At 67.4% G+C, this 25,363-nt stretch carries 21 protein-coding genes and 1 pseudogene; 12 read left to right on the top strand and 10 right to left on the bottom strand.

What is annotated here, in order from left to right:
- Positions 1 to 71: 71 nt before the first annotated feature.
- Positions 72 to 946, bottom strand: a pseudogene (locus SY91_RS25195) (LysR family transcriptional regulator).
- 125 nt (positions 947 to 1,071) lie between these two features.
- Between SY91_RS25195 and SY91_RS25190 the strand changes: the two are divergent.
- The 3 genes from SY91_RS25190 (at position 1,072) to SY91_RS25180 (ending at position 4,454) form a co-directional block, all read left to right on the top strand.
- Positions 1,072 to 1,680 carry a short chain dehydrogenase gene (locus SY91_RS25190; RefSeq protein ID WP_023475771.1) on the top strand — a complete coding sequence of 203 codons (609 nt, stop codon included), beginning with the start codon at positions 1,072 to 1,074 and terminating at the stop codon, positions 1,678 to 1,680.
- Between the two features lie 186 nt (positions 1,681 to 1,866).
- Positions 1,867 to 3,066 carry a M20 aminoacylase family protein gene (locus SY91_RS25185; protein WP_006480426.1) on the top strand — a complete coding sequence of 400 codons (1,200 nt, stop codon included), beginning with the start codon at positions 1,867 to 1,869 and terminating at the stop codon, positions 3,064 to 3,066.
- A gap of 56 nt (positions 3,067 to 3,122) precedes the next feature.
- Complete coding sequence (locus tag SY91_RS25180; protein ID WP_006480427.1) at positions 3,123 to 4,454, top strand: MFS transporter; 1,332 nt, start codon at positions 3,123 to 3,125, stop codon at positions 4,452 to 4,454.
- A gap of 41 nt (positions 4,455 to 4,495) precedes the next feature.
- Here the strand turns inward: SY91_RS25180 and SY91_RS25175 are convergent, their stop codons facing one another.
- Positions 4,496 to 5,416, bottom strand: a complete 921-nt coding sequence (locus SY91_RS25175; RefSeq protein ID WP_006480428.1) for a LysR family transcriptional regulator — start codon at positions 5,414 to 5,416, stop codon at positions 4,496 to 4,498.
- A 136-nt stretch (positions 5,417 to 5,552) separates the two neighbouring features.
- Here SY91_RS25175 and SY91_RS25170 point away from each other — a divergent pair, with 136 nt between their 5' ends.
- On the top strand, positions 5,553 to 6,326 hold the full coding sequence (locus SY91_RS25170) for a transporter substrate-binding domain-containing protein (protein WP_006480429.1): 774 nt from the start codon (positions 5,553 to 5,555) through the stop codon (positions 6,324 to 6,326).
- Positions 6,327 to 6,381: 55 nt separating this feature from the next.
- The gene (locus tag SY91_RS25165) at positions 6,382 to 7,497 is read left to right on the top strand and encodes a succinylglutamate desuccinylase/aspartoacylase family protein (protein WP_023475769.1); all 1,116 of its coding nucleotides are present in this window, start codon (positions 6,382 to 6,384) and stop codon (positions 7,495 to 7,497) included.
- 210 nt (positions 7,498 to 7,707) lie between these two features.
- On the opposite strand, the gene SY91_RS25160 is transcribed toward SY91_RS25165, so the two are convergent.
- A complete protein-coding gene (locus SY91_RS25160) occupies positions 7,708 to 8,496 on the bottom strand; it encodes an IclR family transcriptional regulator (RefSeq protein ID WP_027813851.1) in 789 nt (262 codons plus the stop codon).
- 227 nt (positions 8,497 to 8,723) lie between these two features.
- Between SY91_RS25160 and pcaF the strand changes: the two genes are divergently transcribed.
- Positions 8,724 to 9,926: a 3-oxoadipyl-CoA thiolase gene (gene pcaF, locus SY91_RS25155; protein ID WP_185921214.1), complete on the top strand. Its 1,203-nt coding sequence runs from the start codon at positions 8,724 to 8,726 to the stop codon at positions 9,924 to 9,926.
- Between the two features lie 100 nt (positions 9,927 to 10,026).
- Here the strand turns inward: pcaF and SY91_RS25150 are convergent, their stop codons facing one another.
- The 3 genes from SY91_RS25150 to SY91_RS25140 form a co-directional block, all read right to left on the bottom strand.
- Entirely contained in the window at positions 10,027 to 10,554 is a 528-nt protein-coding gene (locus SY91_RS25150) for a DUF523 domain-containing protein (RefSeq protein ID WP_249209735.1), read from the bottom strand.
- An 84-nt stretch (positions 10,555 to 10,638) separates the two neighbouring features.
- Complete coding sequence (locus tag SY91_RS25145) at positions 10,639 to 11,199, bottom strand: GNAT family N-acetyltransferase (protein WP_006480434.1); 561 nt, start codon at positions 11,197 to 11,199, stop codon at positions 10,639 to 10,641.
- A complete protein-coding gene (locus tag SY91_RS25140) occupies positions 11,196 to 12,053 on the bottom strand; it encodes a class I SAM-dependent methyltransferase (RefSeq protein WP_006480435.1) in 858 nt (285 codons plus the stop codon). The genes SY91_RS25145 and SY91_RS25140 overlap by 4 nt, the downstream gene beginning before the upstream one ends.
- A 311-nt stretch (positions 12,054 to 12,364) precedes the next feature.
- Here SY91_RS25140 and SY91_RS25135 point away from each other — a divergent pair, with 311 nt between their 5' ends.
- Both SY91_RS25135 and SY91_RS25130 read left to right on the top strand, forming a co-directional pair.
- Complete coding sequence (locus SY91_RS25135) at positions 12,365 to 13,909, top strand: PAS domain-containing methyl-accepting chemotaxis protein (RefSeq protein ID WP_027814524.1); 1,545 nt, start codon at positions 12,365 to 12,367, stop codon at positions 13,907 to 13,909.
- Between the two features lie 411 nt (positions 13,910 to 14,320).
- Positions 14,321 to 15,865 (top strand): PAS domain-containing methyl-accepting chemotaxis protein, encoded by a 1,545-nt coding sequence (locus SY91_RS25130; protein WP_034175371.1) that lies wholly within the window; start codon positions 14,321 to 14,323, stop codon positions 15,863 to 15,865.
- A 115-nt stretch (positions 15,866 to 15,980) separates the two neighbouring features.
- On the opposite strand, the gene gabD is transcribed toward SY91_RS25130, so the two are convergent.
- Positions 15,981 to 17,450: an NADP-dependent succinate-semialdehyde dehydrogenase gene (gabD, locus tag SY91_RS25125; RefSeq protein ID WP_027810996.1), complete on the bottom strand. Its 1,470-nt coding sequence runs from the start codon at positions 17,448 to 17,450 to the stop codon at positions 15,981 to 15,983.
- A 91-nt stretch (positions 17,451 to 17,541) separates the two neighbouring features.
- Positions 17,542 to 18,825, bottom strand: a complete 1,284-nt coding sequence (locus tag SY91_RS25120) for a 4-aminobutyrate--2-oxoglutarate transaminase (RefSeq protein ID WP_185921213.1) — start codon at positions 18,823 to 18,825, stop codon at positions 17,542 to 17,544.
- A gap of 126 nt (positions 18,826 to 18,951) precedes the next feature.
- Here SY91_RS25120 and SY91_RS25115 point away from each other — a divergent pair, with 126 nt between their 5' ends.
- A complete protein-coding gene (locus SY91_RS25115; protein WP_185921212.1) occupies positions 18,952 to 20,460 on the top strand; it encodes a PLP-dependent aminotransferase family protein in 1,509 nt (502 codons plus the stop codon).
- A 262-nt stretch (positions 20,461 to 20,722) separates the two neighbouring features.
- Here SY91_RS25115 and SY91_RS25110 read toward each other — a convergent pair whose 3' ends face one another.
- On the bottom strand, positions 20,723 to 21,559 hold the full coding sequence (locus SY91_RS25110; RefSeq protein WP_027812011.1) for a DMT family transporter: 837 nt from the start codon (positions 21,557 to 21,559) through the stop codon (positions 20,723 to 20,725).
- 112 nt (positions 21,560 to 21,671) lie between these two features.
- On the opposite strand from SY91_RS25110, the gene selD reads away from it, so the two are divergent.
- The 3 genes from selD (at position 21,672) to SY91_RS25095 (ending at position 24,710) form a co-directional block, all read left to right on the top strand.
- Positions 21,672 to 22,736 (top strand): selenide, water dikinase SelD, encoded by a 1,065-nt coding sequence (selD, locus tag SY91_RS25105; protein WP_027812010.1) that lies wholly within the window; start codon positions 21,672 to 21,674, stop codon positions 22,734 to 22,736.
- A 72-nt stretch (positions 22,737 to 22,808) separates the two neighbouring features.
- Positions 22,809 to 23,402, top strand: a complete 594-nt coding sequence (locus SY91_RS25100) for a LysE family translocator (protein ID WP_185921211.1) — start codon at positions 22,809 to 22,811, stop codon at positions 23,400 to 23,402.
- A gap of 228 nt (positions 23,403 to 23,630) precedes the next feature.
- On the top strand, positions 23,631 to 24,710 hold the full coding sequence (locus tag SY91_RS25095) for a purine-nucleoside phosphorylase (protein ID WP_011546848.1): 1,080 nt from the start codon (positions 23,631 to 23,633) through the stop codon (positions 24,708 to 24,710).
- A 226-nt stretch (positions 24,711 to 24,936) separates the two neighbouring features.
- Here the strand turns inward: SY91_RS25095 and SY91_RS25090 are convergent, their stop codons facing one another.
- Complete coding sequence (locus SY91_RS25090) at positions 24,937 to 25,230, bottom strand: DUF4148 domain-containing protein (protein ID WP_006480444.1); 294 nt, start codon at positions 25,228 to 25,230, stop codon at positions 24,937 to 24,939.
- Positions 25,231 to 25,363: the final 133 nt, after the last annotated feature.

The following is a 25,363-nucleotide window of genomic DNA, read 5'->3' as shown; positions in this document are numbered from 1 at the left end:
GCGCGCGGCTGCCTACGACGACGTCGCACCGGTCGCGAAGGCGCTGATCGACATGGCGCCGAAAAAGCACGCTACGACGCGTCGCGCTCCGTCACATGCTCGAGCAAATGCGCGACGAAGCGGGTGAGCTTCGGCAGCGGGCGCCGGTCTTGTCGATACACGATATGAACGGGGTGCGGCTTCGGCTCGTAACCTTGCAGCACCTGTACCAGCGCGCCGCTCGCCAGATCGTGGCTCACCAGGACTTCCGGCTGCAGCAGCAATCCCGCGCCTGCGATCGCGGCCATCCGCAGGCCGTTGCCGTCGTTGCAAGCGAACCCCGATTCAGCCGAAAAGTGCGTGCCGTCATCGTCGCCGAGCTTCCAGCCATTTCGGCTGTTCCACACCGTGTGGAACAGGCAGTGATGCGCGCTCAGGCCCTGTGGCGTCTGTGGACGTCCGTACTGAGCGAGATAGCCCGGCGACGCGCAGATCACCATCCGATACCCGGTCAACGGCCTTGCAACGAGGTCGGCATCCCCAGTTCGCCGATGCGGATCGCCAGATCGAAACCCTCGTCGATCAGGTCGACGTTGCGATTGCTCAATTCCAGCTCGACACGCACGAGCGGATACCGCTGCCGGAAAGTCGCGGCCAGCGGCGCGATGACACAGGCGCCGAAGGTGATCGGCGCGCTGATTCGCAACGTACCGGAGGGCGACGCGCGTAGCCGTTCGACCGACGTTTCGGCGATGCGCATGTGTTCGAGCGCACGCTTGGCGTCTTCGTAGAACACGCGACCGGCATCGGTCAGGTTCTGGCGCCGGGTAGTGCGCTCGAGCAGGCGCGCAGCGAGACGCTCCTCCAGTTCGCGCACATATTTGCCGACCATGACCGCCGAGATTTCCAGCCGCCGCGCTGCCTCGGTGAAGTTGCCGCCTTCGACGACGGCAACGAAGGTTTCCATGGCACGCAGTCTGTCCATATTGCGAACTGTAGGTTAGGAGTGTCGGAAATTAGAGCATATTTATGGGGTTCCCGGTTCGGTGAAGAATGGCGACGTTCCAACCTGAACGCGAAAAGGAGTGTTCGATGAAGATCGTCGTAATCGGTGCCGGCGGGGACGTCGGTCGTGCCGTGGCAGATGAGCTTGCGCGTGATGGCAAGCACGAAATCATTCGTGTTGGCCGCACCCGCGGAGACCATCAGGTCGACATCACGCGTGACGACAGCGTCGGTTCGCTGTTCGGGCAGATCGGGCGCGTCGATGCCATCGTCGTCGCCGCAGGCAATGTCGTGCTCGCCCCAATCGAAAAGATGACGGCGGCCGATTTTCATCGAGGCCTGCAGGACAAGCTGCTCGGTCAGGTGCGCGTCGCGCTGGTGGGGCAGCATTACCTGAGCGATGGCGGCTCGATCACGCTGACGTCTGGCATCGCCGTCGACGATCCGATCGCGCAGGGTGCTCACGCCGCAGCATCGAATGCCGGAATCGAAGGGTTCGTGCGTGCCGCTGCGTGCGATTTTCGTCGGGGTATCCGAATCAATGCGGTCAGTCCAACCATGCTGATCGAATCCGCGGAACGGTTCGGGCCGTTCTTTCCCGGTTACGAAGGCGTGCCCGCGACACGTGTGGCAATGGCGTATCGGCGCAGCGTGGAGGGTGTGCATAGCGGCCGCATCTATCGGGTCGGGCACTGAAATGAAGCGTTTGCGGCGAAAGCTACAAGCCGGCCCGACACCTCCGTATTAACCCTGATTAAAAACACTTATCACGGTGAAAAATTCCGCATCTTCTTGAACCGATATCGGCTGGCTATAGTGGCTCGCTTTCCCGCATGCAAACGCCGCGTGCGAGACACGCTGACAATCAGCAGGAGCCCCTTGATGACCACCGATACCCCCGATACCCGCTTCACCGAAGTCGAGGATCTGATGCCCGCCGCCGGCGGGCTGCGCGAGATCCGTCACCACATCCATCACCACCCCGAACTCGCGTACGAGGAGCACGACACGGCCGCGCTCGTCGCGGACAAGCTCGAGCAATGGGGCTGGCAGGTGACGCGCGGGGTCGGCAAGACGGGCGTGGTCGGCACGCTGCGGGTGGGCGATGGCACACGCAGCATCGGCATTCGCGCGGACATGGATGCGCTGCCCATCGTCGAGGCGACCGGCCTGCCGTATGCGAGCGGCACGCACGGCAAGATGCACGCGTGCGGCCACGACGGCCACACGACGATGCTGCTCGGCGCCGCGCAGCATCTCGCGAAGACGCGCAACTTCTCGGGCACCGTCCACCTGTATTTCCAGCCGGCGGAAGAGCACGGCGTCGACAGTGGCGCGAAGAAGATGATCGACGACGGCCTGTTCGAGCGCTTCCCGTGCGATGCGGTGTTCGGCATGCACAACCATCCGGGCGCGGCGCCGGGCGTATTTCTCACGCGGCGCGGCCCGTTCATGTCGGCCGGCGACAAGGCGATCATCACGATCGAGGGCGTCGGCGGCCACGCGGCGCGGCCGCACCTGACGGTCGATCCGGTCGTCGTCGCGGCGAGCATCGTGATGGCGCTGCAGACGATCGTCGCGCGCAACGTCGACCCGTCGCAGCCGGCGGTCGTCACGGTCGGCTCGATGCACGCGGGCACCGCGAACAACGTGATTCCGAACGGCGCGCGCCTCGAACTCAGCGTGCGTTCGTTCAGCCCGGAAGTGCGCGCGCTGCTCAAGCGCCGCATCACCGAGCTGGCCGAATCGCAGGCCGCGAGCTACGGCGCGAGCGCGAACGTCGAGTACATCGAAGGCTATCCGGTCGTCGTCAATACGGATGCCGAAACGGATTTCGCCGCGCAGGTCGCACGCGAACTCGTCGGCGATGCGCACGTGGTCGAGCAGACCGACCTGCTGATGGGCAGCGAGGATTTCGCGTTCATGCTGCAGCAGCGGCCGGGCTCGTTCGTGCGGCTCGGCAACGGCGAAGGCGAGGACGGCTGCATGGTGCACAACCCGAAATACGACTTCAACGATCGCAACCTGCCGATCGGCGCGGCGTTCTGGACGCGCCTCGTCGAGCGTTACCTCGGACAGTAATCGCGGCGGCGGCGCGCGGCCGGCGCTTCCGGCCGCATTGACAGGAGAGGATAGCGATGCAGAAAGATCATCTCGCGCTGCACCCCGCGTCGGCGGGCGCCGCCGACACCGGCACGCCGGGCGCGCCTGCCGTCACGCGGCGCGGCGCGATCGCGGCGGCCGTGATCGGCAACTGGCTGGAATTCTTCGATTTCACCGTGTACGGCTTCTTCGCGGTGCTGATCGGCAAGCTGTTCTTCCCGTCGAGCGACCCGACCACGTCGCTGCTGCTGTCGGTCGCGACGTTCGCCGCCGGCTTCTTCACGCGGCCGCTCGGCAGCGTCGTGCTCGGCGTTTACGCGGACCGCAAGGGGCGCAAGGCCGCGCTGAACCTGACGATCATGCTGATGGCGCTCGGCACCGGCCTGATCGCGATCGCGCCGACCTATGCGCAGGTGGGCGTCGCCGCGCCGCTGCTCGTCGTGTTCGCGCGCTTGCTGCAGGGTTTCTCGCAGGGCGGCGAATTCGGCGCGGCGACGTCGACGCTGCTCGAACAGGGCGGCACGTCGCGCCGCGGGTTCCGCGCGAGCTGGCAGCTCGCGACGCAGGGCGGCGCCGCGCTGATGGGCTCGGGCTTCGCGGCGTTGCTGTCCAACACGATGACGAAGGATGCGCTGGAAGGCTGGGGCTGGCGGCTGCCGTTTCTCGTCGGCGTGCTGATCGCGCCGGTCGGCATGTATCTGCGCCGCCGGCTCGCGGACGATGCGCCCGGCGACCGTCATCACGGCATCGAACGCGGCGTGCTGCGCGAGCTGTTCTCGAAGCACACGCGCACGGTGTTGCTGCTGATGCTCACGGTGATGGGCGGCACGGTGTCGACCTACATCCTCACCTTCTACATGCCGACCTACGCGATCCACACGCTCGGCCTGCCGATGAAGCTGTCGATGTTCGTCGGCGTCGCGTCGGGCTGCGTGATGCTGGTCACATGCCCGCTGTTCGGCTGGCTGTCGGACCAGCTCGGCAGCCGGCGCCTGCCGATCTTCGTCGGCCGCGGCGTGCTGGTCGCGCTGCTGTTCCCCGCGTTCTGGCTGATGAACCATCATCCGACGCTGTCGGTGATCCTGCCGCTGACCGCGCTGATGCTGCTGTTCTATTCGCTCGGCTCGGCGTCGGAAATGGCGCTGATGTGCGAGTCGCTGCCGCGCCACGTGCGTGCGACGGGCATCTCGATCGCGTATGCGCTCGCGGTGACGATCTTCGGTGGCACCGCGCAGCTGATCGCGACCTGGCTCGTGAAGACGACCGGCAGCAAGCTCGCGCCGGCCGGCTACGTGGCCGCGTGCGTGGTGCTGTCGCTGATCGCGGTCGCGATGCTGCGCGAGACGGCGCGGAAATCGCTGGACTGACGCGCGAGGCGCGATGCGGGCCGCGGCGCGGCCCTGTGCGCTTACCGCCCGCGCACCACCCGCAAATACGACGCGAGCATCGTCGCGAGTTCCTGCGCGGCGGGCGTCAGCGGCACGGCCGCGCGCTGCAACAGGCAGATGTCCTGCGCTTCGGCCTGTTCGCGCACGGGCACCTTCACGAGCGCGCCGGCGAACGGCCCGTGCCGCGTGATCGCTTCGGTTTCGAGCGCGAGGGAATCGGTCTGCGTGACGATCTGCAGCGTCTCGAACATTCCTTCGACGGTCGCGAGAATTTTCGGCGGCGGCTGGCCGTGCGCGTCGAAGTACGCGAGCAGCCGGTTGACGACCGGGTCGGCGCTCAGGTTCGGCGAGCGCGTCGACACCCATCCGTAGTCGGCCAGCTCGGCGAGCGATTGCGCGTGCATCGCCGGATGCCCGTTGCGGCAGACGACCACCGGCGCCGACGTGCGCAGCGGCGTGACCGCGAGGTCAGTCGTGTCGGTCTGCTTCGCGACCAGCGCGATCGCGAAATCGACCGCACTCTCGCGCAGCCAGCCAATCATCATCCGCGACGTGCCGGTGCGCAGGTGCACGTCCACCTTGTCGAAGCGCGCGCGGAACGCGGTCAGCACCGGCGCGAACGCGTCGATCAGTGGTTCGGTCACGAGGCCGAGCGTGACGGTGCCTTCGTAGGCGCCGCTCAACTGACGGATTTCCCGCTCGACCTGCTCGCATTCGCCGAGGATCGAACCGGAGCGCGCGAGCAGCCGCTGGCCGACGGCCGTCGGCACGATCCCGCGGTTGGTGCGCGTGAACAGTGTCGCGCCGAGCGTCGCCTCGAGGCCCTGCAGTTGCTGCGTGACGCCGCTTTGCGCGAGATCGAGCGCGCGGGCGGCCGCGCGCAGGCTGCCGTGCTCGACGACGGCCTGGAAGATGCGGAGCTGGGACAGCGTGAACGCCATGGGAAGCAGCGAGGCCGGTGATCGGAAATACCGATCATGATAAGCCAGCCGATGGTTCCGGCGGCCGCGCGCGGCCCCTACGATCGCAGGCAGTCCGGCTCATGCCGTTCGTTCCTCTTCCTGCCCGTCGTCGACCATGAAACGTTTCCTCGTCCCGCTCGTTTTCCTGTGTATTGGCCTGGCCGCCACGTCCGCATATGCGCTCGACGCGCACGTGGTGCGGCTCGGCATCGACCCGACCTATCCGCCGATGGACGCGAAGGCGCCCGACGGCAGCCTGAAGGGCTTCGACGTCGATCTCGGCAACGAGATCTGCCGCCGCGCGCAATTGCGCTGCCAGTGGGTCGAGCTCGAATTCTCCGGGATGATCCCGGCGCTGCAGGCGCGCAAGATCGACGCGATCCTGTCGTCGATGGCGATCACCGCGAAGCGCGAGAAGCAGATCCTGTTCTCGTCGAAGCTGTTCCGCTTCAAGTCGCGGCTCGTCGCGCGGCCCGGCAGCGGGCTCGACGGCACGGCGGCGTCGCTGGCCGGCAAGCGCGTCGGCGTGCAGTCGGGCACGCAATTCGAATCGTGGGCGCTCGCGCACTGGGCGCCGGCCGGCGTCGGCGTGGTGCCGTACAAGAGCCAGGACGACGTGTTCGCCGATCTCGTGAACGGCCGCCTCGACGCGGCGCTGCTCGGCACCGTGGAAGCCGACTACGGGTTCCTGCGCCAGCCGCGCGGCAAGGGCTTCGCATTCGTCGGCGCGCCGCTCGACATGGGCGATCGCGGCGTCGGCATCGGCATGCGGCAGTCGGATACCGCGCTGAAGGCGTCGATCGACGGCGCGATCGCGTCGATGCTGAAGGACGGTACGTACGACCGGATCGCGAGGCAGTATTTCGATTTCAATCCGTACGGCGACTGAGCGCCGTGCCGGCCCGTTCTCCCGATTCCCCGCTTTCATCCATTCGAGACCGTCGATGCAGATTCGCACCACGCCGCTCCTGTCGCCGTCGATCGGCACGCAGCGCACGCTGACGAGCTTTCATTTCGGGCCGGCCGGCAGCGGCCGCAAGATCTATCTGCAGGCCGCGCTGCACGCGGACGAGACGCCCGCGATGCTCGCGGCGTTCGTGCTCAAGCAGCGCCTCGCGCAGCTCGACGCCGAAGGCCGGCTCGCGGCCGAAATCGTGCTCGTGCCGGTGTCGAACCCGATCGGCCTCAATCATCATCTGCTCGGGCAGTTCATCGGCCGTTTCGATCTCGCGAGCGGCCGCAACTTCAATCGCGGCTTCCTGCCGCTCGCGGAGATCGCCGCGCATGCGCGCGACCGGCTCGGCGACGACGGCGCACGCAATCGCGCGATCGTGCGCGAATGCGTCGGCACGGCGCTCGATGAAATCGCGCCGCGCACCGAGTTCGATGCGCTGCAACTGGCGCTGCTGAAGCTGTCGCATGACGCCGACGTCGTGATCGACCTGCATTGCTCGCTCGAAGCGGTGATGCACGTGTACACGAGCGATACCGCGTGGCCGGACGTCGAGCCGCTCGCGCGGTATCTCGGCGCCGAGGTGTCGCTGCTCGCCGAGGATTCGGGCGGCCATGCGTTCGATGATGCGCATCACCTGCTGTGGTCGCGGTTGCGCGCGCATTTGCCGGACGGCACGCCGATGGCGGCCGGCACCGTGGCCGTGACGGTCGAGTGTCGGGGCCAGCGCGACGTGACGTACGAATATGCGCAACGCGACGCCGACGCGCTCGTCGACTATCTCGTGTGGTGCGGCGCGGTGCGCGGCGAACGTGCGCCGCTGCCGCCGCTGGCCGCGCCGGCCACGCCGCTCGCGGGCAGCGAGCAGTTTTATGCGCCGGTGAGCGGAATCCTCGTGCACCGCGCGGCGATCGGCGCGACGATCCGTGCGGGCGATCCGCTGTTCGACATCGTCGACCCGCTGACGGACGCGATCACGACGATCTCGAGCGCGACCGATGGCGTGTTCTACATGCGCCGCGCGATCCGCTTCGTGACGGCCGGCGCGCCGCTCGGCCGCGTGACGGGCACGGTGCCGGTGCGAAAGGGGATGCTGCTGGGCGCGTGAGCGGGGCGGTGTCCTGCCGACGCGATGCAATTTCGTTCTCGTCAGATTGACCGTGTTGGAGCGCATCACTAAATTGTGCGACGCGGAGTGCGCTCCGTGTTCCGTGAGAAGAACGTTGCAGAGATCAGAGTTTGAGCGGGCGGCCTTGTGCCGCCCGTCTTTTTATTGGGCGCTTTGTCGCGTCGCCGATATGACGATCTCGCCCGGCGCTCAACCGCGCCGCGCCACCAGCTCCGATACCGTCTGCGCGGCCTGCTGCAGCGGCCCGAGAAACTCCTTCACCATCTGCTTCGCGGTATGCCGCTGCGCGTTGCCGCTGATGTTCATCGCGGCGATGACCTGCCCACGCCGGTTGCGGATCGGCGCGGATAGCGACATCAGCCCCACTTCGAGTTCCTGATCGACCACGGCCCAGCCTTGTTGACGCACCTGCGCGATCGCCGCCTTCAGTTCGCCGAGGTCGGTGATCGTGCGCGGCGTATGCGCGCGGATGGTGCTCTGCGCGAGCGTTTCATCGAGCGCCGCATCGTCGAGCGCGGACAGCAGCACGCGGCCCATCGACGTGCAGTACGCGGGCAGCCGGCTGCCGATCGACAGGTTGATCGTCATGATCTTGCGGGTCGGCACGCGCAGCACGTAGACGATCTCGGTGCGGTCGAGCACCGCGGCCGAGCAGCTTTCGTGGATCTGCGCGGACAGTTGCTCCATCACCGGATCGGCGAGATTCCAGAACGGCATCGATGTGAGATACGCGAAGCCGAGCTCGAGGATCTTCGGCGTGAGCCGGAACAGCCGGCCGTCGGCCTCGACGTAGCCGAGCGTCTGCAGCGTGAGCAGAATCCGGCGGGCCCCCGCGCGCGTGAGGCCGGTGGCCGATGCCACCTCGGTGAGCGTCTGCTCCGGGCGCGCCGCGTCGAACGCGCGGATCACCGCGAGGCCGCGCGCGAACGACTGTACATAGGAGTCGCCGGGTTTCGTCTGAATATCGTCGGTTGTCATGAGCGCCTGGAATGTCGTGCAGCCGAGAAGATAGCGCATGGGGCCCGACACGCCAACCTCCCGACGGGCCGCGCCCTTGACAGGTCGTCCCCGCACTCCCTATGATGCGTTGAACGTTCGATACACGATCTTATGTTCGTATGTAGAACATTCGAGCGCATCCCGGCGGGCAATGCAAGGGGCGCGCCCTGTTCATTTCCCTGCCTTTCACGGGACCGGAGACACTGATGACCGAAGCTTTTCTGTGTGATGCGATTCGTACGCCGATCGGGCGTTACGGCGGTGCACTGTCCGGCGTGCGCGCCGACGATCTGGGCGCGGTGCCGCTCAAGGCGCTCGTCGAGCGCAATCGCGACGTCGACTGGACGGCGATCGACGACGTGATCTACGGCTGCGCGAACCAGGCCGGCGAGGACAACCGCAACGTCGCGCGCATGTCGGCGCTGCTCGCGGGCTTGCCGGAGGGCGTGCCGGGTTCGACGATCAACCGCCTGTGCGGTTCCGGCATGGATGCGGTCGGCGTGGCCGCACGTGCGATCAAGTCGGGCGAAGCCGCGTTGATGGTTGCGGGCGGCGTCGAGAGCATGACGCGCGCGCCGTTCGTGATGGGCAAGGCCGCGAGCGCGTTCGCGCGCCAGGCCGACATTTACGACACGACGATCGGCTGGCGCTTCGTCAATCCGTTGATGAAACAGCTGCACGGCGTCGATTCGATGCCGGAAACCGCCGAGAACGTCGCGGTCGATTACAACATCAGCCGTGCGGATCAGGACCTGTTCGCGCTGCGCAGCCAGCAGAAAGCCGCGCGGGCGCAGCAGGACGGCACGCTCGCTGAAGAAATCGTCGCGGTCACGATTCCGCAGAAGAAAGGCGATGCCATCGTCGTGTCGCGCGACGAACATCCGCGCGAAACGTCGCTCGAGGCGCTCGCGAAGCTGAAGGGCGTCGTGCGCCCGGACGGCTCGGTCACGGCCGGCAACGCGTCGGGCGTGAACGACGGCGCCGCCGCGCTGCTGCTGGCGAACGAAGCAACCGCGAAGCGCTTCGGCCTGACGCCGCGCGCCCGCGTGCTGGGGATCGCGACGGCCGGCGTCGCGCCGCGCGTGATGGGCATCGGCCCGGCGCCGGCCACGCAGAAGCTGCTCGCGCGGCTCGGCATGACGATCGACCAGTTCGACGTGATCGAACTGAACGAGGCGTTCGCGTCGCAAGGTCTCGCCGTGCTGCGCATGCTCGGCGTGGCCGATGACGATCCCCGCGTGAACCCGAACGGCGGCGCGATCGCGCTTGGCCACCCGCTCGGCGCATCGGGTGCGCGCCTCGTGACGACCGCGATGTACCAGCTGCACCGCACGAACGGCCGCTTCGCGCTGTGCACGATGTGCATCGGCGTCGGTCAGGGCATCGCGATCGCGATCGAACGCGTGTGACCGGCGTGATGCGGTGAAGCGGCCGGACATGCGCCGCTTCACCGCTGTGCTGTACCCGCCACGATGGGCGGCACGAGGTGTCTCGTGCCGCCCATCGTCGTTAACCGGCCTGCGACAGTTGCCTGAGGCGCGCGTCGAGCGCGTCGATCTCGGTGTCCGCGAACACCTCGATGCCATGCTCGCGCAGCAGCGCCGCCGTGACGCCGGCGCCCGCCTGCCGCCGGCTCGCGAAACTTCCGTCGTAAATGAACGTGCTGCCGCACGACGGGCTGCCGTCGGCGAGGATCGCGAAGCGGCAATCGTGTGCCTGCGCGAGGGCCAGCGCGGTTTGCGCGCCGGCAACGAATGGCGCCGTCACGTCGGTGCCGTTCACGTCGACGATGCGTGCGTGCCCCGACAGCACCTGCTGCCCCGATGCGCCGCCGGCGATCTCGGCGGGCGGACGCGGCACGCTCAAGCCGCCCGCCAGTTCCGGGCAGACGGCCACGAGACGCCCTTCGCGTTGCCACCGTTCGAGCGCCTCGTGCGCGGCGGTCTTCGCCGAGCCGTTGTAACGGACCGGATGGCCGACCACGCACATGCTGACGAGGATCTTCGGCGCGGCGGGCGATGGCGGGTCGTTGTTCAATGTCGCGCTCCGTGACGGCTGATGGCAACGGATGACGGCTGGGGCGGGGCGGAAAATTCTACGCTTTATCCGTGTGTTGAGCCGTCACGCGGTCGGCCCTTCGAGGTGAATATCGTCGGGCTCGAGCGCGTAAAGCTCGGGATCGGGCGCCGTGCTGACCGTGAAGCCGAGCCGCAGGTAGAAGTCGATCGTGCGCTGCGACGGCGTCGCCGACACATACAGGCGCTCGGCACCCATCGCGCGTGCCTGCACCTGCGCGGCGCGGTAGAGCTGTTCGCCGAGCCCGCAACTGCGCCAGTCGTGGCTCACGTGCAGGAACTTCAACTGCAGCATGTCGCCCCGCGGGCCGAGCGGCCGGCTGTCGACGATCGCTGCCGCGACGAGCCGCGCGCCGTCGAACCGGCCGAGAAACCAGCCGCCGCGGTCGTGGCAGTCGAGCAGGATCGGCGTGTAGTGGTCGGCTTCGCCGTCGGGCCAGCCGGACACGTCGTAGAACTCGGGCACGAGATGCAGCGCGCCGTCGCGCAATACGTACAGGTGTTCGATGATTTCTCGCCGGTCGATGGTCCACACGAGCGGCACGTCGTCGCGGGCCAACAGGCGGGCCGACAGCGCGTCGCGCTCGGCGGCGGTGCGGCGGGTCATGCGGCCCTCCGGTGCGCGGCGATTGCGTACATCAACGGCAGGCGCGGCATGCCTTCGGGCGGCACCATGCGGCGGCCCTCCAGCTCACGCATGCCGTCGAAGCCCTTCCAGCCGTTCGAGTACGGATATTCGTTCAGGCGGTCGATCGCGAGCCCGGCCGATATCAGCGCATTCACGACGTCGCCGATGCCCCACATGAACTCGTAGCTCGGATGCGGGTTCGCGAAATCGACGATGCCCGGATGATCGTGCTGCTCGCCGAGCCCCGTGCCGGACGCCGCGACGTAATCGCCGACGCCTGCGGGTTCCTCGGTCGCGTCGCCGTTGAAGTAGTCGTAGCGCGGCTGCCACTGTTCGTCGAAATACAGTGAGAACGGGTGGAACTCGACCATCGCGAAGCGGCCACCCGGCGCGAGCAGCGCGGCGATCCCGCGTGCCCATGCGCTCAGGTCCGACAGCCAGCAGATCGCGCCGTACGACGTGAACACGCGATCGAAGCGCTCGCCGCGCGCGGCGGCTGCGGGCATCCAGTCGAGTACGTCGGCGCGCTCGAAGCGCGCGGGCAGGCCCGCGTCGGCCGACAGTTGCCGCGCGAAGTCGATCGCCTCGTCGGAGATGTCGACGCCGGTTGCGTCCGCGCCGTCGCGCACGAGGCTCAGCGTGTCCTGTCCCGCGTTGCATTGCAGGTGCAAGAGCCGCAAACCGGTGAGATCGCCGAGCAGTTCGCGTTCTTCCGGAAACAGCGTCGAGCCGCCATTGCGGAAAAATGCAGCCTGATCGCCTTTATGGCTGTTATGCGCGACCGTCGCCGTATTCCAGGACAGCCGATTCAGTTCATGCAATGCCTTTTTCATCGGATTCGAATTCAGGTCGAATGGGGCAGGATAAGCGAATCGTTTCGCCGCATGCAACGGCTGCGGGCATTGTCAATGCCGCGCGGCGCTTCGTGACAGCCAGATAAACGCGCGCGGTGATTATCGCCGGATTATTTGATCGAAATCATGGCAATGGCTGGATTGCCCATTTTGTGCGCAACGGAATTAAGGTTTTCCGCTGAATTGCCGACAGTAAGGACGAGAGTGTCGTAAAGCGAGCAACCGTTTTTCGGCTACTGAGCGCGATTTCAGCGCGGCGCGGACGACAGATCCGCCTTTCGGAGCCTTGCATGCGCAACAACCAGCCCGTAACCCAACAGGAATTCGATTTTCCCGACGACGTCACGCTGATGTCGACCACCGATGCCGACAGTGTCATCACCTACGCGAACACGACGTTCGCGCAGGTGAGCGGGTTCTCGAACGAGGAACTCGTCGGCCAGCCGCACAACGTGGTGCGTCACCCGGACATGCCGAAAGAGGCGTTCGCCGACATGTGGGCGACGCTGCGGCGCGGCGAGCCTTGGACCGCGCTCGTGAAGAACCGCCGCAAGAATGGCGATCACTACTGGGTGCGCGCGAACGCGATTCCGGTGATGCGCAACGGCGCGCCGCAAGGCTACATGTCGGTGCGCACGAAGGCGCCGCACGACGAGACCCGGGCCGCGGACGCGCTGTATCGCGCGTTCCGCGAAGGCAAGGCTGGCCGGCGCCGGTTCCACAAGGGCCTCGTCATCCGCACCGGGCTGCTGCGGATCGCATCGCTGTCGCAGACGATGTCGGTGCGGGCGCGCGTTCATTCGGCACTGTGCGTGCTGGCGCCGGCCGTCGTCGGCGCGGGGTGGGCCTGCGGGCTCACCGGCGGCGGCTTCGCGGCGTTTGCCGGCGTGACGGTCGGCGTGGCGGCGGTCGCCGGCTGGTGGCTCGACGCGCAGATCGTGCAACCGCTGAAGCGGCTGCACGAGCAGGCGCTGAACGTCGCGACCGGCGAGAGCCGGCGCGGCGTGCGGATGAACCGGGTCGACGAGATCGGGATGACGCTGCGCACGATCAACCAGCTCGGGCTGATGTTCCGCTGGCTCGTCGACGACGTCAGCGAGCAGGTGCACAACGTGCAGCGCGCGAGCAACGAGATCGCGCAGGGCAACGGCGACTTGAGCGCGCGCACCGAACAGGCCGCGTCGAGCGTGCAGCAGACCGCCGCGTCGATGGCCGAGATGACGGCGACCGTGTCCAGCAATGCCGAGACGGCGCTGCAGGCGAATCAGTTGTCGGTGTCCGCGAGCGATGCGGCCGAGCGCGGCGGGCAGGCGGTGAGCGAGGTCGTCACGACGATGAGCGAGATCACCGCCAGTTCGCGCAAGATCGCGGACATCATCGGCGTGATCGACGGTATCGCGTTCCAGACCAACATCCTCGCGCTGAATGCGGCCGTCGAGGCCGCGCGTGCTGGCGAACAGGGGCGCGGTTTCGCGGTGGTCGCCGGCGAAGTGCGCGCGCTCGCGCAGCGCAGCGCGAACGCGGCGAAGGAGATCAAGACGTTGATCGGCGCGAGTGTCGAGCGGGTCGAGTCGGGCGCGCGGATCGTCGATGGGGCGGGCAAGACGATGGAGGACATCGTCACGCAGGTGAAGCGCGTGTCGGACCTCATCGCGGAGATCAGTTCATCGACGGCCGAGCAAAGTACGGGTGTTGCGCAGGTCGACCAGGCGGTCGTGCATCTGGACAACATCACGCAGCAGAACGCGGCGCTCGTCGAGCAGAGCACGGCGGCATCGGAAAGCCTGAAGCAGCAGGCGACGCGGCTCGTGGATGCGGTGAACGTGTTCAGGTGATGGCGCGAACGGGTGCGCGACGTGCGGGTGATCGATGAACGCCGGATGTCGCGCACAGTACCTATTCAGGTTTGCAGGTTAAATCGAATGACGTGGAATGGGAGATATTCGTATTTCCGATTGCGTGTTTGCGCATTAAATCACGCCGAAATCATGATGCGCAATGATCAGACGAATACCCGCCAAACCGTTGCCAGACAAGGCGTTTCGTTTTATCCATGAACAAGTTATTCGGCAAAAACAAGTTGATGCATCTTTAATGCATATTTACCCGGATACGGCATAATGTTTTCGCCGAATTTGCCGAAAGTGCAGGAGCCTGACTCACACGCATGCGAATCGATCGCCATGCGCGGGGTCTCGAATCAATCGACGAGCGGACGCAAGATCCGCCACCCGGAGCTCCACACCATGCGCAACAACCAGCCCGTCACGCAACGCGAATTCGAATTTGCCGATGATGCGACGCTGATGTCGACGACCGATGCCGACAGCTATATCACTTACGCGAACGCGGCATTCATCCAGGTCAGCGGCTTTTCTCCCGAGGAGATCGAAGGCCAGCCGCACAACGTGGTGCGGCATCCGGACATGCCGAAGGAGGCGTTCGCCGACATGTGGGCGACGCTCAAGGGCGGCGAGCCGTGGACCGCGCTCGTGAAGAACCGCCGCAAGAACGGCGATCACTACTGGGTGCGCGCGAACGCGATTCCGGTGATGCGCAACGGGCAGCCAAAGGGCTACATGTCGGTGCGCACGAAGGCGACGCGCGACGAGATCGCGGCCGCCGAGGCGCTGTATCGCGATTTCCGCGAAGGCAAGGCCGGCAGCCGCCGGTTCCACAAGGGATTGATCGTGCGCACGGGCGCGCTGCGCGTCGCGTCGCTGTTCCAGACGATGTCGGTGCGGGCCCGGCTGGTGTCGACGCTGTGCGTGCTGGCGCCGGCGGTCGTCGGCGCCGGCTGGGCCTGCGGGCTCACCGGCGGCGGGCTCGCGGCGTTCGCCGGTGCGGCGGTCGGCGTGACGGCGGCGGCCGGGCTGTGGCTCGACGCGCAGATCGTGCGGCCGCTGCGGCAGTTGCGCGACGAGGCGTTGCGCGTGGCGACCGGCGAGAGCCGCAGCGGCGTGCGGATGAACCGCGTCGACGAGATCGGCATGACGCTGCGCACGATCAACCAGCTCGGGCTGATGTTCCGCTGGCTCGTCGACGACGTCAGCGAACAGGTACTGAACGTGCAGCGCGCAAGCAACGAGATCGCGCAGGGCAACAACGACCTGAGCGCGCGCACCGAGCAGGCGTCGACGAGCGTGCAGCAGACGGCCGCATCGATGGCCGAGATGACGGCGACCGTGTCGAGCAATGCCGAGACGGCCCTGCAGGCGAATCAGTTGTCGGTGTCCGCGAGCGAGGCGGCCGGGCGCGGCGGGCAGGCGGTGAACGAAGTCGTCGCGACGATGAACGACATCACCGACAGCTCGCGCAAGATCGCGGACATCATCGGCGTGATCGATGGCATCGCATTCCAGACCAACATCCTCGCGTTGAATGCGGCGGTCGAGGCGGCGCGCGCGGGCGATCAGGGGCGCGGCTTCGCGGTGGTCGCCGGCGAAGTGCGCGCACTCGCGCAGCGCAGCGCGAACGCGGCGAAGGAGATCAAGACGTTGATCGGCGCGAGCGTCGAGCGGGTCGAGTCGGGCGCGCGGATCGTCGACGGCGCGGGCAAGACGATGGAGGACATCGTCACGCAGGTGAAGCGCGTGTCGGATCTCATCGCGGAGATCAGTTCATCGACGGCCGAACAGAGTACCGGCGTCGCGCAGGTCGACCAGGCGGTCGTGCATCTGGACAACATCACGCAGCAGAACGCGGCGCTCGTCGAGCAGAGCACGGCGGCGTCGGAAAGCCTGAAGCAGCAGGCGGCGCGGCTGGTGGAGGCGGTGAACGTATTCCGCTGATCGCGGGAAGGGAGGGTGACGCGGGCACGACGGGGAGGCGCCGGCCCGCGTCGGGCCGCCCGGTTCCGGCCGGGCGGCGAGGGCCTGTCGCCGGGAAGCGGCAGGCCCCGAACCGTCAGACGGCCAGGCAGAGGTACTTGATCACGACGTAGTCGTCGATGCCGTAGTGCGAGCCTTCGCGGCCGAGGCCCGACTGCTTGACGCCGCCGAACGGCGCGACCTCGTTCGAGATCAGGCCCGTGTTCACGCCGACCATCCCGTATTCGAGCGCTTCGGCCACCTTCCACACGCGGCCGATGTCGCGGCTGTAGAAGTACGCGGCGAGGCCGAACTCGGTGTCGTTCGCGAGGCGGATCACCTCGTCGTCGCTGCCGAACTTGAACAGCGGCGCGAGCGGCCCGAACGTCTCTTCCTTCGCGACCTTCATCGCCGGCGTGACGCCCGTCAGCACGGTCGGCTCGAAGAAGCCGTGGCCGAGCGCGTGGCGCTTGCCGCCCGTCACGACGGTCGCGCCCTTCGCGAGCGCGTCCTCGATGTGCGCCTCGACCTTCAGCACGGCCGCTTCGTTGATCAGCGGGCCCTGCGTGACGCCCGGCTCCGTGCCGCGGCCGACCTTCAACTGGCCGACGGCCGCCGCGAGCTTCTGCGCGAACTGGTCGTACACGGCTTCGTGCACGTAGAAGCGGTTCGTGCACACGCACGTCTGGCCGCTGTTGCGGTACTTCGACGCGATCGCGCCCTGCACGGCCGCATCGAGATCGGCGTCGTCGAACACGATGAACGGTGCGTTGCCGCCGAGCTCCAGCGATACCTTCTTGACCGTCGCCGCGCACTGCGCCATCAGCAGGCGGCCGACCGGCGTCGAGCCCGTGAACGACAGCTTGCGCACGATCGGGTTCGACGTCAGCTCGCCGCCGATCGCCTTCGGGTCGCCCGTGACGACGCTGAACACGCCGGCCGGCACGCCCGCGCGCTCGGCCAGCACGGCCATCGCGAGCGCCGAGAACGGCGTCGCTTCCGCCGGCTTCACGACGATCGGGCAGCCTGCCGCGAGCGCCGGGCCGACCTTGCGCGTGATCATCGCCGCCGGGAAGTTCCACGGCGTGATCGCCGCGCATACGCCGATCGCTTCCTTCGTCACGACGATGCGCTTGTCGCTCGCCGGCGTCGGGATCGTGTCGCCGTACACGCGCTTGCCTTCTTCCGCGAACCATTCGAGGAACGACGCCGCGTAGCCGATCTCGCCCTTCGCTTCGGCGAGCGACTTGCCCTGTTCGGTCGTGAGGATCAGCGCGAGGTCGTCGGCGTTGTCCATCATCAGGTCGTGCCACTTGCGCAGGATGACCGCACGTTCCTTCGCGGTCTTCTTGCGCCACGCCGGCCATGCGGCGTTCGCGGCGTCGATCGCGTGACGCGTTTCCGCCGTGCCCATCGCCGGCACGGTGCCGAGCAGGCCGCCGGTGGCCGGGTTGCGGACCTCGAACGTCTCGCCGTTCGTCGCGCCTTGCCATTCGCCGTTGACGTACGCCTGCTGGCGGAACAGCGACGGATCTTTCAGTGCCAGGGTTTCCTGAGCCGTGCTCATATGCATCACCTGCTTCGAAAAAGGACGGATGAAAACGGCCGCCGCCGTCTTCACGACGGCGGCGGCGCATTCAGTTGAAGAGGACGGGCACTCAGGCCGGCACGCCGACCGTTTCCTTCAGCACTTCCTCGAGGATCACGAGCGCTTCGTCGAACACGGCTTGCGGGATCGTCAGCGGGAACAGGAAGCGCACGACGTTCGAGTACACACCGCACACGAGCAGCAGCAGGCCACGCTCGAGCGCACGCGTCTGCACGCGCTTCGTGAATTCGGCATCCGGCTCGCCCGAACCCGGCTTCAGGAATTCGACCGCGATCATCGCGCCCGGGCCGCGCACGTCGGCGATCTGCGGCACGTCGGCCTGCAGCGCATTCAGCTTCGCCTTCAGCACGTCGCCAAGTTGCGTCGCGCGCTCGCACAGCTTCTCTTCGTCGATGATCTTGAGCACCGCGTGCGCGGAGGCGACCGCCAGCGGGTTGCCCGCGTAGGTGCCGCCGAGGCCGCCGGGCGCGGCCGCGTCCATCACGTCCGCCCGGCCGACGACGCCCGACAGCGGCATGCCGCCCGCGAGGCTCTTCGCCATCGTGATCAGGTCGGCCAGCACGTCGTAGTGCTGCATCGCGAACAGCTTGCCGGTGCGCGCGAAGCCGGTCTGCACTTCGTCGGCGATCAGCAGGATGCCGTGTTCGTTACAGATCTTGCGCAGCGCACGCACGAATTCGGCCGGCGCCGGGTTGAAGCCGCCTTCGCCCTGGACCGGTTCGAAGATGATCGCGGCGACGCGCTTCGGATCGATGTCGGCCTTGAACAGCATCTCGATCGCCTTGATCGAGTCGGCGGTCGTCACGCCGTGCACGGCGTTCGGGTACGGCGCGTGGAACACGTCGCCCGGGAACGGGCCGAAGTTCAGCTTGTACGGCGCGACCTTGCCGGTCAGCGCCATGCCCATCATCGTGCGGCCGTGGAAGCCGCCCGAGAATGCGATGACGCCCGGACGGCCGGTTGCCGCGCGCGCGATCTTGATCGCGTTCTCGACGGCTTCGGCGCCGGTCGTGAAGAACGCCGTCTTCTTCGGGAAGTCGCCCGGCGCGCGCTCGTTGATCTTTTCCGCCAGTTCGACGTACGACGCGTACGGGACGATCTGGTAAGCGGTGTGCGTGAAGTTGTTCAACTGATCGGCGATCGCCTTCACGATCTTCGGGTGACGGTGGCCCGTGTTCAGCACCGCGATGCCGGCGGCGAAATCGATGAAGCGGCGGCCTTCGACATCCCACAGCTCCGCGTTCTCGGCGCGGGCGGCGTAGAAATCGCACATCACGCCGACGCCGCGCGGGGTGGCGGCGTTCTTGCGGGCCTGCAGGTCGGCATTCTTCACGGTCATCTCCTTGATGTTCTGTCCGGTGGGTAGGGAATCGGGCGCCTTGGCAGCCCATGGAGGCGACTATAATCACATTTGGCTCTGGCAATCAGAGCCATTTCAATAAATATTCAGGAGCCAATCATGCGCGCGAGCGTGTTGTCGGACTGGCTGGCGCAGCGCCTCGTGCGCGGCGGCGAACAGCCGATCTACCGGCAGCTTCACCGGCTGCTGCAACAGGCGATCCTGTCGCGCGAACTGCCGGCCGGCACGCGTGTGCCGTCGTCGCGGCTGCTGGCCGCCGAGCTCGGGATCGCGCGCAACACGGTCACGCAGGTTTACGAACAGCTTGCGCTCGAAGGCTATGTGAACTCGGCGACGGGGCGCGGCACGTTCGTCGCCGACAGCGCGCCGGACGAGATCGTCGGCGCACCGCCCGACGCGGGCGCAGGCCCGGCCGTCGTGACGCCGTCCGTGCGGCGGCTGTCCGCGCGCGGTACGCGGCTCGTCGAAGGCGCCGGCGTGTCGAAGCGCCAGGGCGGCGCGTTCATGCCGGGCGTGCCCGATGTGTCGCGCTTTCCGGCGCGCGTGTGGACGCGGCTGCACAACAAGTACTGGCGGCGCCTGCGTCCGGACCTGCTGACCTACGCGCCCGGCGGCGGGCTCGCGCTGCTGCGCGAGGCGCTGGCCGACTACCTGCGCACGTCGCGCTCGGTGCGCTGCACGCCGGAGCAGATCGTGATCACGACCGGCATCCACCAGTCGATCGACCTCGCGGTGCGGCTGCTGACCGACCCGGGCGACGCGATCTGGACCGAAGATCCGTGCTACTGGGGCGTGCGCAGCGTGCTGAACGTGTCGGGGCTGACCACCCGGCCGATTCCGGTCGACGACGAAGGGATCGCGCCGTCGGCCGCCGATCTCGCCGAGCCGCCGAAGCTGATGCTCGTTACGCCGTCGCACCAGTATCCGCTCGGGATGGTGATGAGCCTCGCGCGGCGGCGCATGCTGCTCGAATACGCGCGCCAGCACGGCTGCTGGATCATCGAGGACGACTACGACAGCGAATTCCGCTACGGCAGCCGGCCGCTCGCGTCGCTGCAAGGGCTCGACACGGCCGGGCAGGTGATCTACGTGGGCAGTTTCGGCAAGACGCTGTTCCCGGGGTTGCGGGTCGGCTATCTGGTCGCGCCGGAGCCGCTCGCGGAAAGCTTCGCGACCGCGAGCGCCGAGCTGTATCGCGAAGGGCAGTTGCTGCAGCAGGCCGTGCTCGCCGAATTCATCGCGGAAGGGCATTTCGTGTCGCACATCCGCAAGATGCGCACGCTGTACGGGCAACGCCGCGAGGTGCTGCTCGAGGCGGTCGCGCGGCGCTACGGCGATACGCTGCACGCGCTCGGCAGCGACGCCGGGCTGCATCTCGTCACGCAATTGCCGGCGGGCGTCGACGATCGCGCGGTCGCGCAGGCCGCGCTGGCGCGCAACATCGTCGTGCGGCCGCTGTCCGGGTATTACGCGGACCGCTCGCGGGCTGCCTCGGGGTCGCTGCTCGGTTATGCGTGCGTGCCGGAAGACGAGATCGCGACCGCGTTCGCGACGCTTGCCGAGGCGATCGACGAGCGGGCGTTCGGCGGGGTTGTTGCGGTGGCTTGACGCGTGAGCACGGTAATATCGGCTTGTCGTGATGCCGTCAAAGGCCGATCGAGGCTCGATACGCTTCGCGACGATGAGAGGATTTTTCGTGCGCGACTGGCCAGCCCGTTTTCGCGTCGTCGAACGGGAATCCCAATTGATTCATGTCGCTTCCTGTAGGGCAAGAGCGGCGGGCAGTATTGCAAAGCGTCGCGGTGCGGACGGAGCCCCCGCGCCGAATCAGTCATGAACACCGGCACCGACCAGGCGCCCGGTTCGGGCGTTACAGCCGGATCAACGCCGCGCCCGCGACCACCAGCGCACACGCCGCAAGCCGCTGCGGGCCGGGCCGCTCGCGCATCACGAACCAGCCGATCGCGACCGCGAAGATCGAGCTCGTTTCGCGCAGCGCCGATACGGTCGCGACCGGCAGGTGCCGGTACGCGAGGATCACGATCCCGTAAGCGGCGAGCGAGATCGTGCCGGCGATCGTGCCTTGCGTGAGCGCGGAGCGCGAGCCGAGCACCGCGCGCGGGCCGCCGCGCACCGCGCAGACGAGCACGAGCTGCGGCACGCTCCACAGCAGGTACACCCATGCGATATAGCCGAGCGCGCTGCCGGACACGCGCGAGCCGATCCCGTCGCAGATCGAATACGCGGCGATGAACACGCCCGTGAGCAATGCATACGGCACGCCTTCGCCGGAAAACCGGAAGCCGCGCCGCAGCGCGAGCGACATGATGCCGAACGACACGAGCGCGATGCCCGCGAAGCCGAACGGCGTCGGCCGCTCGTGCAGCATCGCGAGCGCCAGCACCGATACGAGCAGTGGCGAGATCCCGCGCGCGATCGGGTAGATCTGCCCGAATTCGCCGTTGCGGTACGCGCGCGCCAGCGTGAAGCAGTACGCGACCTCGAGCACGGCCGACGCGGCGACGTACGGCCATGCGGCGGGCGCCGGCGCAGGCAGCAGCACGGCGCCGGCGATGCCGAACGCGAGATACGGCAGCGACATCGTGCCGAGCTGGACCAGCCGGTCTTCGCTGACGTGGAGAAACGCGTTCCAGATGGCGTGCAGCAGCGCCGAGCACAGCACGAGGCCGATGAACAGGTGATCCATGAACGAAGGGCGGACGGGAGGGGCGGAAGTGGGGCCGTCAATTATGTGGGTATCGGGCGCGTTCGCGCGGAATTGTCGATAATGGAACGTTGTTATTCACCGGATGCCGACGATGACCGAAGCCACCCAAGCCCAGCCTGCCGTTCCGCGCCTCACGAGCCTGTCGCACGGGGGCGGCTGTGGCTGCAAGATCGCGCCGGGCGTGCTGTCCGAGCTGCTCAAGCGCGCGACGCCGCCCGCGCTGTTCCCCGATCTGCTGGTCGGCACCGAGACGTCCGACGACGCGGCCGTCTACCGGCTCAACGACGAGCAGGCGATCGTCGCGACCACCGATTTCTTCATGCCGATCGTCGACGATCCGTTCGACTTCGGCCGCATTGCGGCCACCAACGCGCTGTCCGACGTCTATGCGATGGGCGGCAAGCCGATCCTCGCGCTCGCGCTGGTCGGCATGCCGATCAACGTGCTGCCGCACGAGACGATCGCGGCCGTGCTGCGTGGCGGCGAATCGGTGTGCGCGGAGGCCGGCATTCCGGTCGCCGGCGGCCATTCGATCGATTCGGTCGAGCCGATCTACGGGCTCGCGGCGATCGGCGTCGTGCATCCGTCGCGCGTGAAGCGCAACGCGGCCGCGCGCGCGGGCGACGTGCTCGTGCTCGGCAAGCCGCTCGGCGTCGGCGTACTGTCGGCCGCGCTGAAGAAGAACCAGCTCGATGCCGACGGTTACGCGCAGATGGTCGCGACGACCACCAAGCTGAACCGACCGGGCGCCGAGCTTGCCGCGCTGCCGGGCGTGCATGCGCTGACCGACGTCACGGGCTTCGGGCTGCTCGGCCATACGCTCGAACTGGCGCGCGGCGCGCAACTCACCGCGCGCGTGCACTATGCGTCGCTGCCGTGGCTCGCGGGCGTCGAGACGTTCGTGGCCGACGGCGTGTTCACCGGTGCGTCGGGCCGCAACTGGGCCGCGTACGGCACCGATGTCCGGCTCGCCGATGGCCTGCCGCCCGTCGCGCAGGCGCTGCTGACCGATCCGCAGACGTCGGGCGGGCTGCTGGTCGCGTGTGCGCCCGAGACCGTCGATGACGTGCTCGCGTGCTTCCGCGCCGACGGTTTCGACCGCGCGGCCGTGATCGGCGAGATGGTGGACGGGCCCGCACGCGTCGACGTCGCCTGACGTATTTTTTCTCACGCTGGAGCGCCGTCAGTCGATAGAGTCGATGCCTTCCGCTGAAGGCGCCGACGACCGATGAACGACTTCCTGTTCGGGCTGATGATCGCGCTGTCGGTTGGCCCTGTCGCGCTGATGATCGCGAATTACGGCATGCGCACCGGCACCGCGACCGGCGTGCGCGCGGCGATCGGAGTGGCCGCGGCCGACGGCTGTCATGCGGTCGTCGCGTTCACGATCGGCGCGATGTTCGCGGGCACGTTGGCGTCGCATCTGTCGCTGTTCCGCATGGTCGGTGCGCTCGTGCTGCTCGCGATGGGCGCGCGGATGCTGTGGCAGGCGCTGCGCGACCGGCGCCGCACGCTCGATGGCGACGTAGTGCCGCCGCCGGGTAATCGCCCGTTCATGGCGATGTTCTTCGTCACGCTCGCGAATCCGCTGACCATCCTGCTGTTCTACGGCTATGCGACGGCTGCCGCCGGTGCGCATCGACACTGGCTGCTCGGTGCCGCATGCGTGTTTGCCGGCAGCCTCATCGGGCAACTCGTGTTCGCGTTCGGCGGCGGCGCAATCGGGCGCTTCGTGAAATCGCCGGGGTGGCTGGCCGCGAGCCATGTGGTCGCCGCACTCGTCGTGCTCGGTTACGGCGTCGCGGGGCTGATGCGCGTGTAGCGCGGCGCAAAGCGGCCGACGTCGCGCGCGGCGACGAACCCGGTAGCATTCCTGATGTTTGCAAGGCCGCGACGAATACGCGCTTTTCCGTCGCGCACCACGCAGCCGTTCGCACGCAACACCGCCGGCCGTTTCGTAGTCGGGTTCCGCATCGCGCACGCCCGTTCTATACTCGTCGCGCAGTCTCCGACAGCCGTTCTCACCCAATCACCGAAACAAGGAACGCCGATGCTGACTCGCTCCATCCTTTCCGCCGCTGCATTCTCGCTTGCCGCCTGTGCGACCGCGCCGTCGATCGCGCAGGACAACCAGGGCAACGATGCCGGCAACGCAGCATTCGCCGAGACCGGCTCGCATGGCCGCCCGGTCAAGGTCATGATCATCACGATGTTCGGGCCGGAAGGCCAGGCGTGGCTCGACCGGCTCGGCCCGTGGCGTGACGTCACCGTGCCCGGCCTGTCGCCCGACTATCCGGCGGTCCACTGCAACAAGCAGGACGTGTGCGTAGTCACGACCGGCATGGGCTATGCGAACGCGTCGGCGACGATCATGGCGCTCACGTTCTCGCAACGCTTCGATCTGCGCCGCACGTATTTCCTGGTCTCGGGCATCGCGGGCGTCGACCCGGCACAGGGCACGGTCGGATCGGCCGCGTGGTCGAAATACCTCGTCGATTTCAGCTTGCAATGGGAGCTCGATGCGCGCGAGATTCCGGCCGGCTGGAACACCGGCTATCTCGGCATCAACACGAAGAGCCCGAACGACAAGCCGCCGCTCGACTATCGCACCGAAGTGTTCCAGCTCAACCCGCAGTTGACCGATGCCGCGTATGCGCTGTCGCGCAACGTCGTGCTCGCCGACAGCGCACAGGCGCAGGCCGCGCGCGCGAAGTTCACGTATGCGCCGGCGAACCGGCCGCCGACGGTGATCCAGTGCGATACGTCATCGGGCAACACGTGGTTCTCGGGCACGCTGATCGGCGAGCGCGCGCGCCAGTGGACCAAGATCCTGACGGACGGCAAGGGCACCTACTGCATGACCGCTCAGGAAGACAACGCGACGTATGAAGCGCTCAAGCGCGCGGCGAGCGTGAAGCGGGTCGACCTGTCGCGTGTGGCCGTGCTGCGCACCGGGTCCGATTTCGATCGGCCGTACGCCGGGCAGACGAGCGCCGACAACCTGCTGAACTACGCCGATCAAGGCGGCTTCGCGCCGGCGACCGAAAACCTGTACCGCGCGGGCAATCCGCTGGTGCAGGACATCGTCACGCACTGGGGCGAATGGCGCGACGGGGTGCCGCGCCGTTGAAAACCGGCGACGACTCAGTCGGCGTTCAAGGCAGTGAATGCGGTCAATGCGATTGCTGGGTCGAACGGAACGGCGTCCATACCGGCGTGGTGTCGTCCCAGTGATCGAGCGGCGAAGGAAGTTGGTCGTTCATCATGTGCTCCTGCAACTAATTGACTCAGCGAGTCGTCGACAAGATAGTTCGAGACGCCGCGCATCGGGCAATCCGCTGCGCGGCGTCGCGCGTTTACCGGCCCCCGCCGGCGAGCTGGTTGCCTTCCGGCAGCGGACGATACGGGCCCTGGGCTAGCTCGAGCCCCTGCGGATACGAAGTCGCCTTGCGCAGGTACGCGAGCGTGCCGTCCTTGCGTGCCTGCTCGACTTCCGCACGCACTTCGGCGCGCGTACGCGGGCCGTTGTGCTGCGAGTACCACGATGTGTTGGCGTAGTCGCCGGCGTGCGGCGTACCCGAATCGGCGAAGGCCGGTGCGGACACGGCGAGGGTGAGAGCAAGGGCCGAGAGAAGATGACGGCGGTTCATGGTGTCACTCCTAGAGATGTCGGAGCTCGCGCCTGGGCGCTGACCCCGGTCCCGCCAGGCGGGATCTGTTCGATGCGCAACGAGGTGCGCGACAGGGTTTACTCTAGGTATCTGTTCCGGTGCGATAAATGCG

The organism is Burkholderia cenocepacia (assembly GCF_014211915.1).
GTDB lineage: Bacteria > Pseudomonadota > Gammaproteobacteria > Burkholderiales > Burkholderiaceae > Burkholderia > Burkholderia orbicola.
Note: the sequence above shows the minus strand (reverse complement) of the source record. Positions and strands in the feature narration are given on the sequence as shown.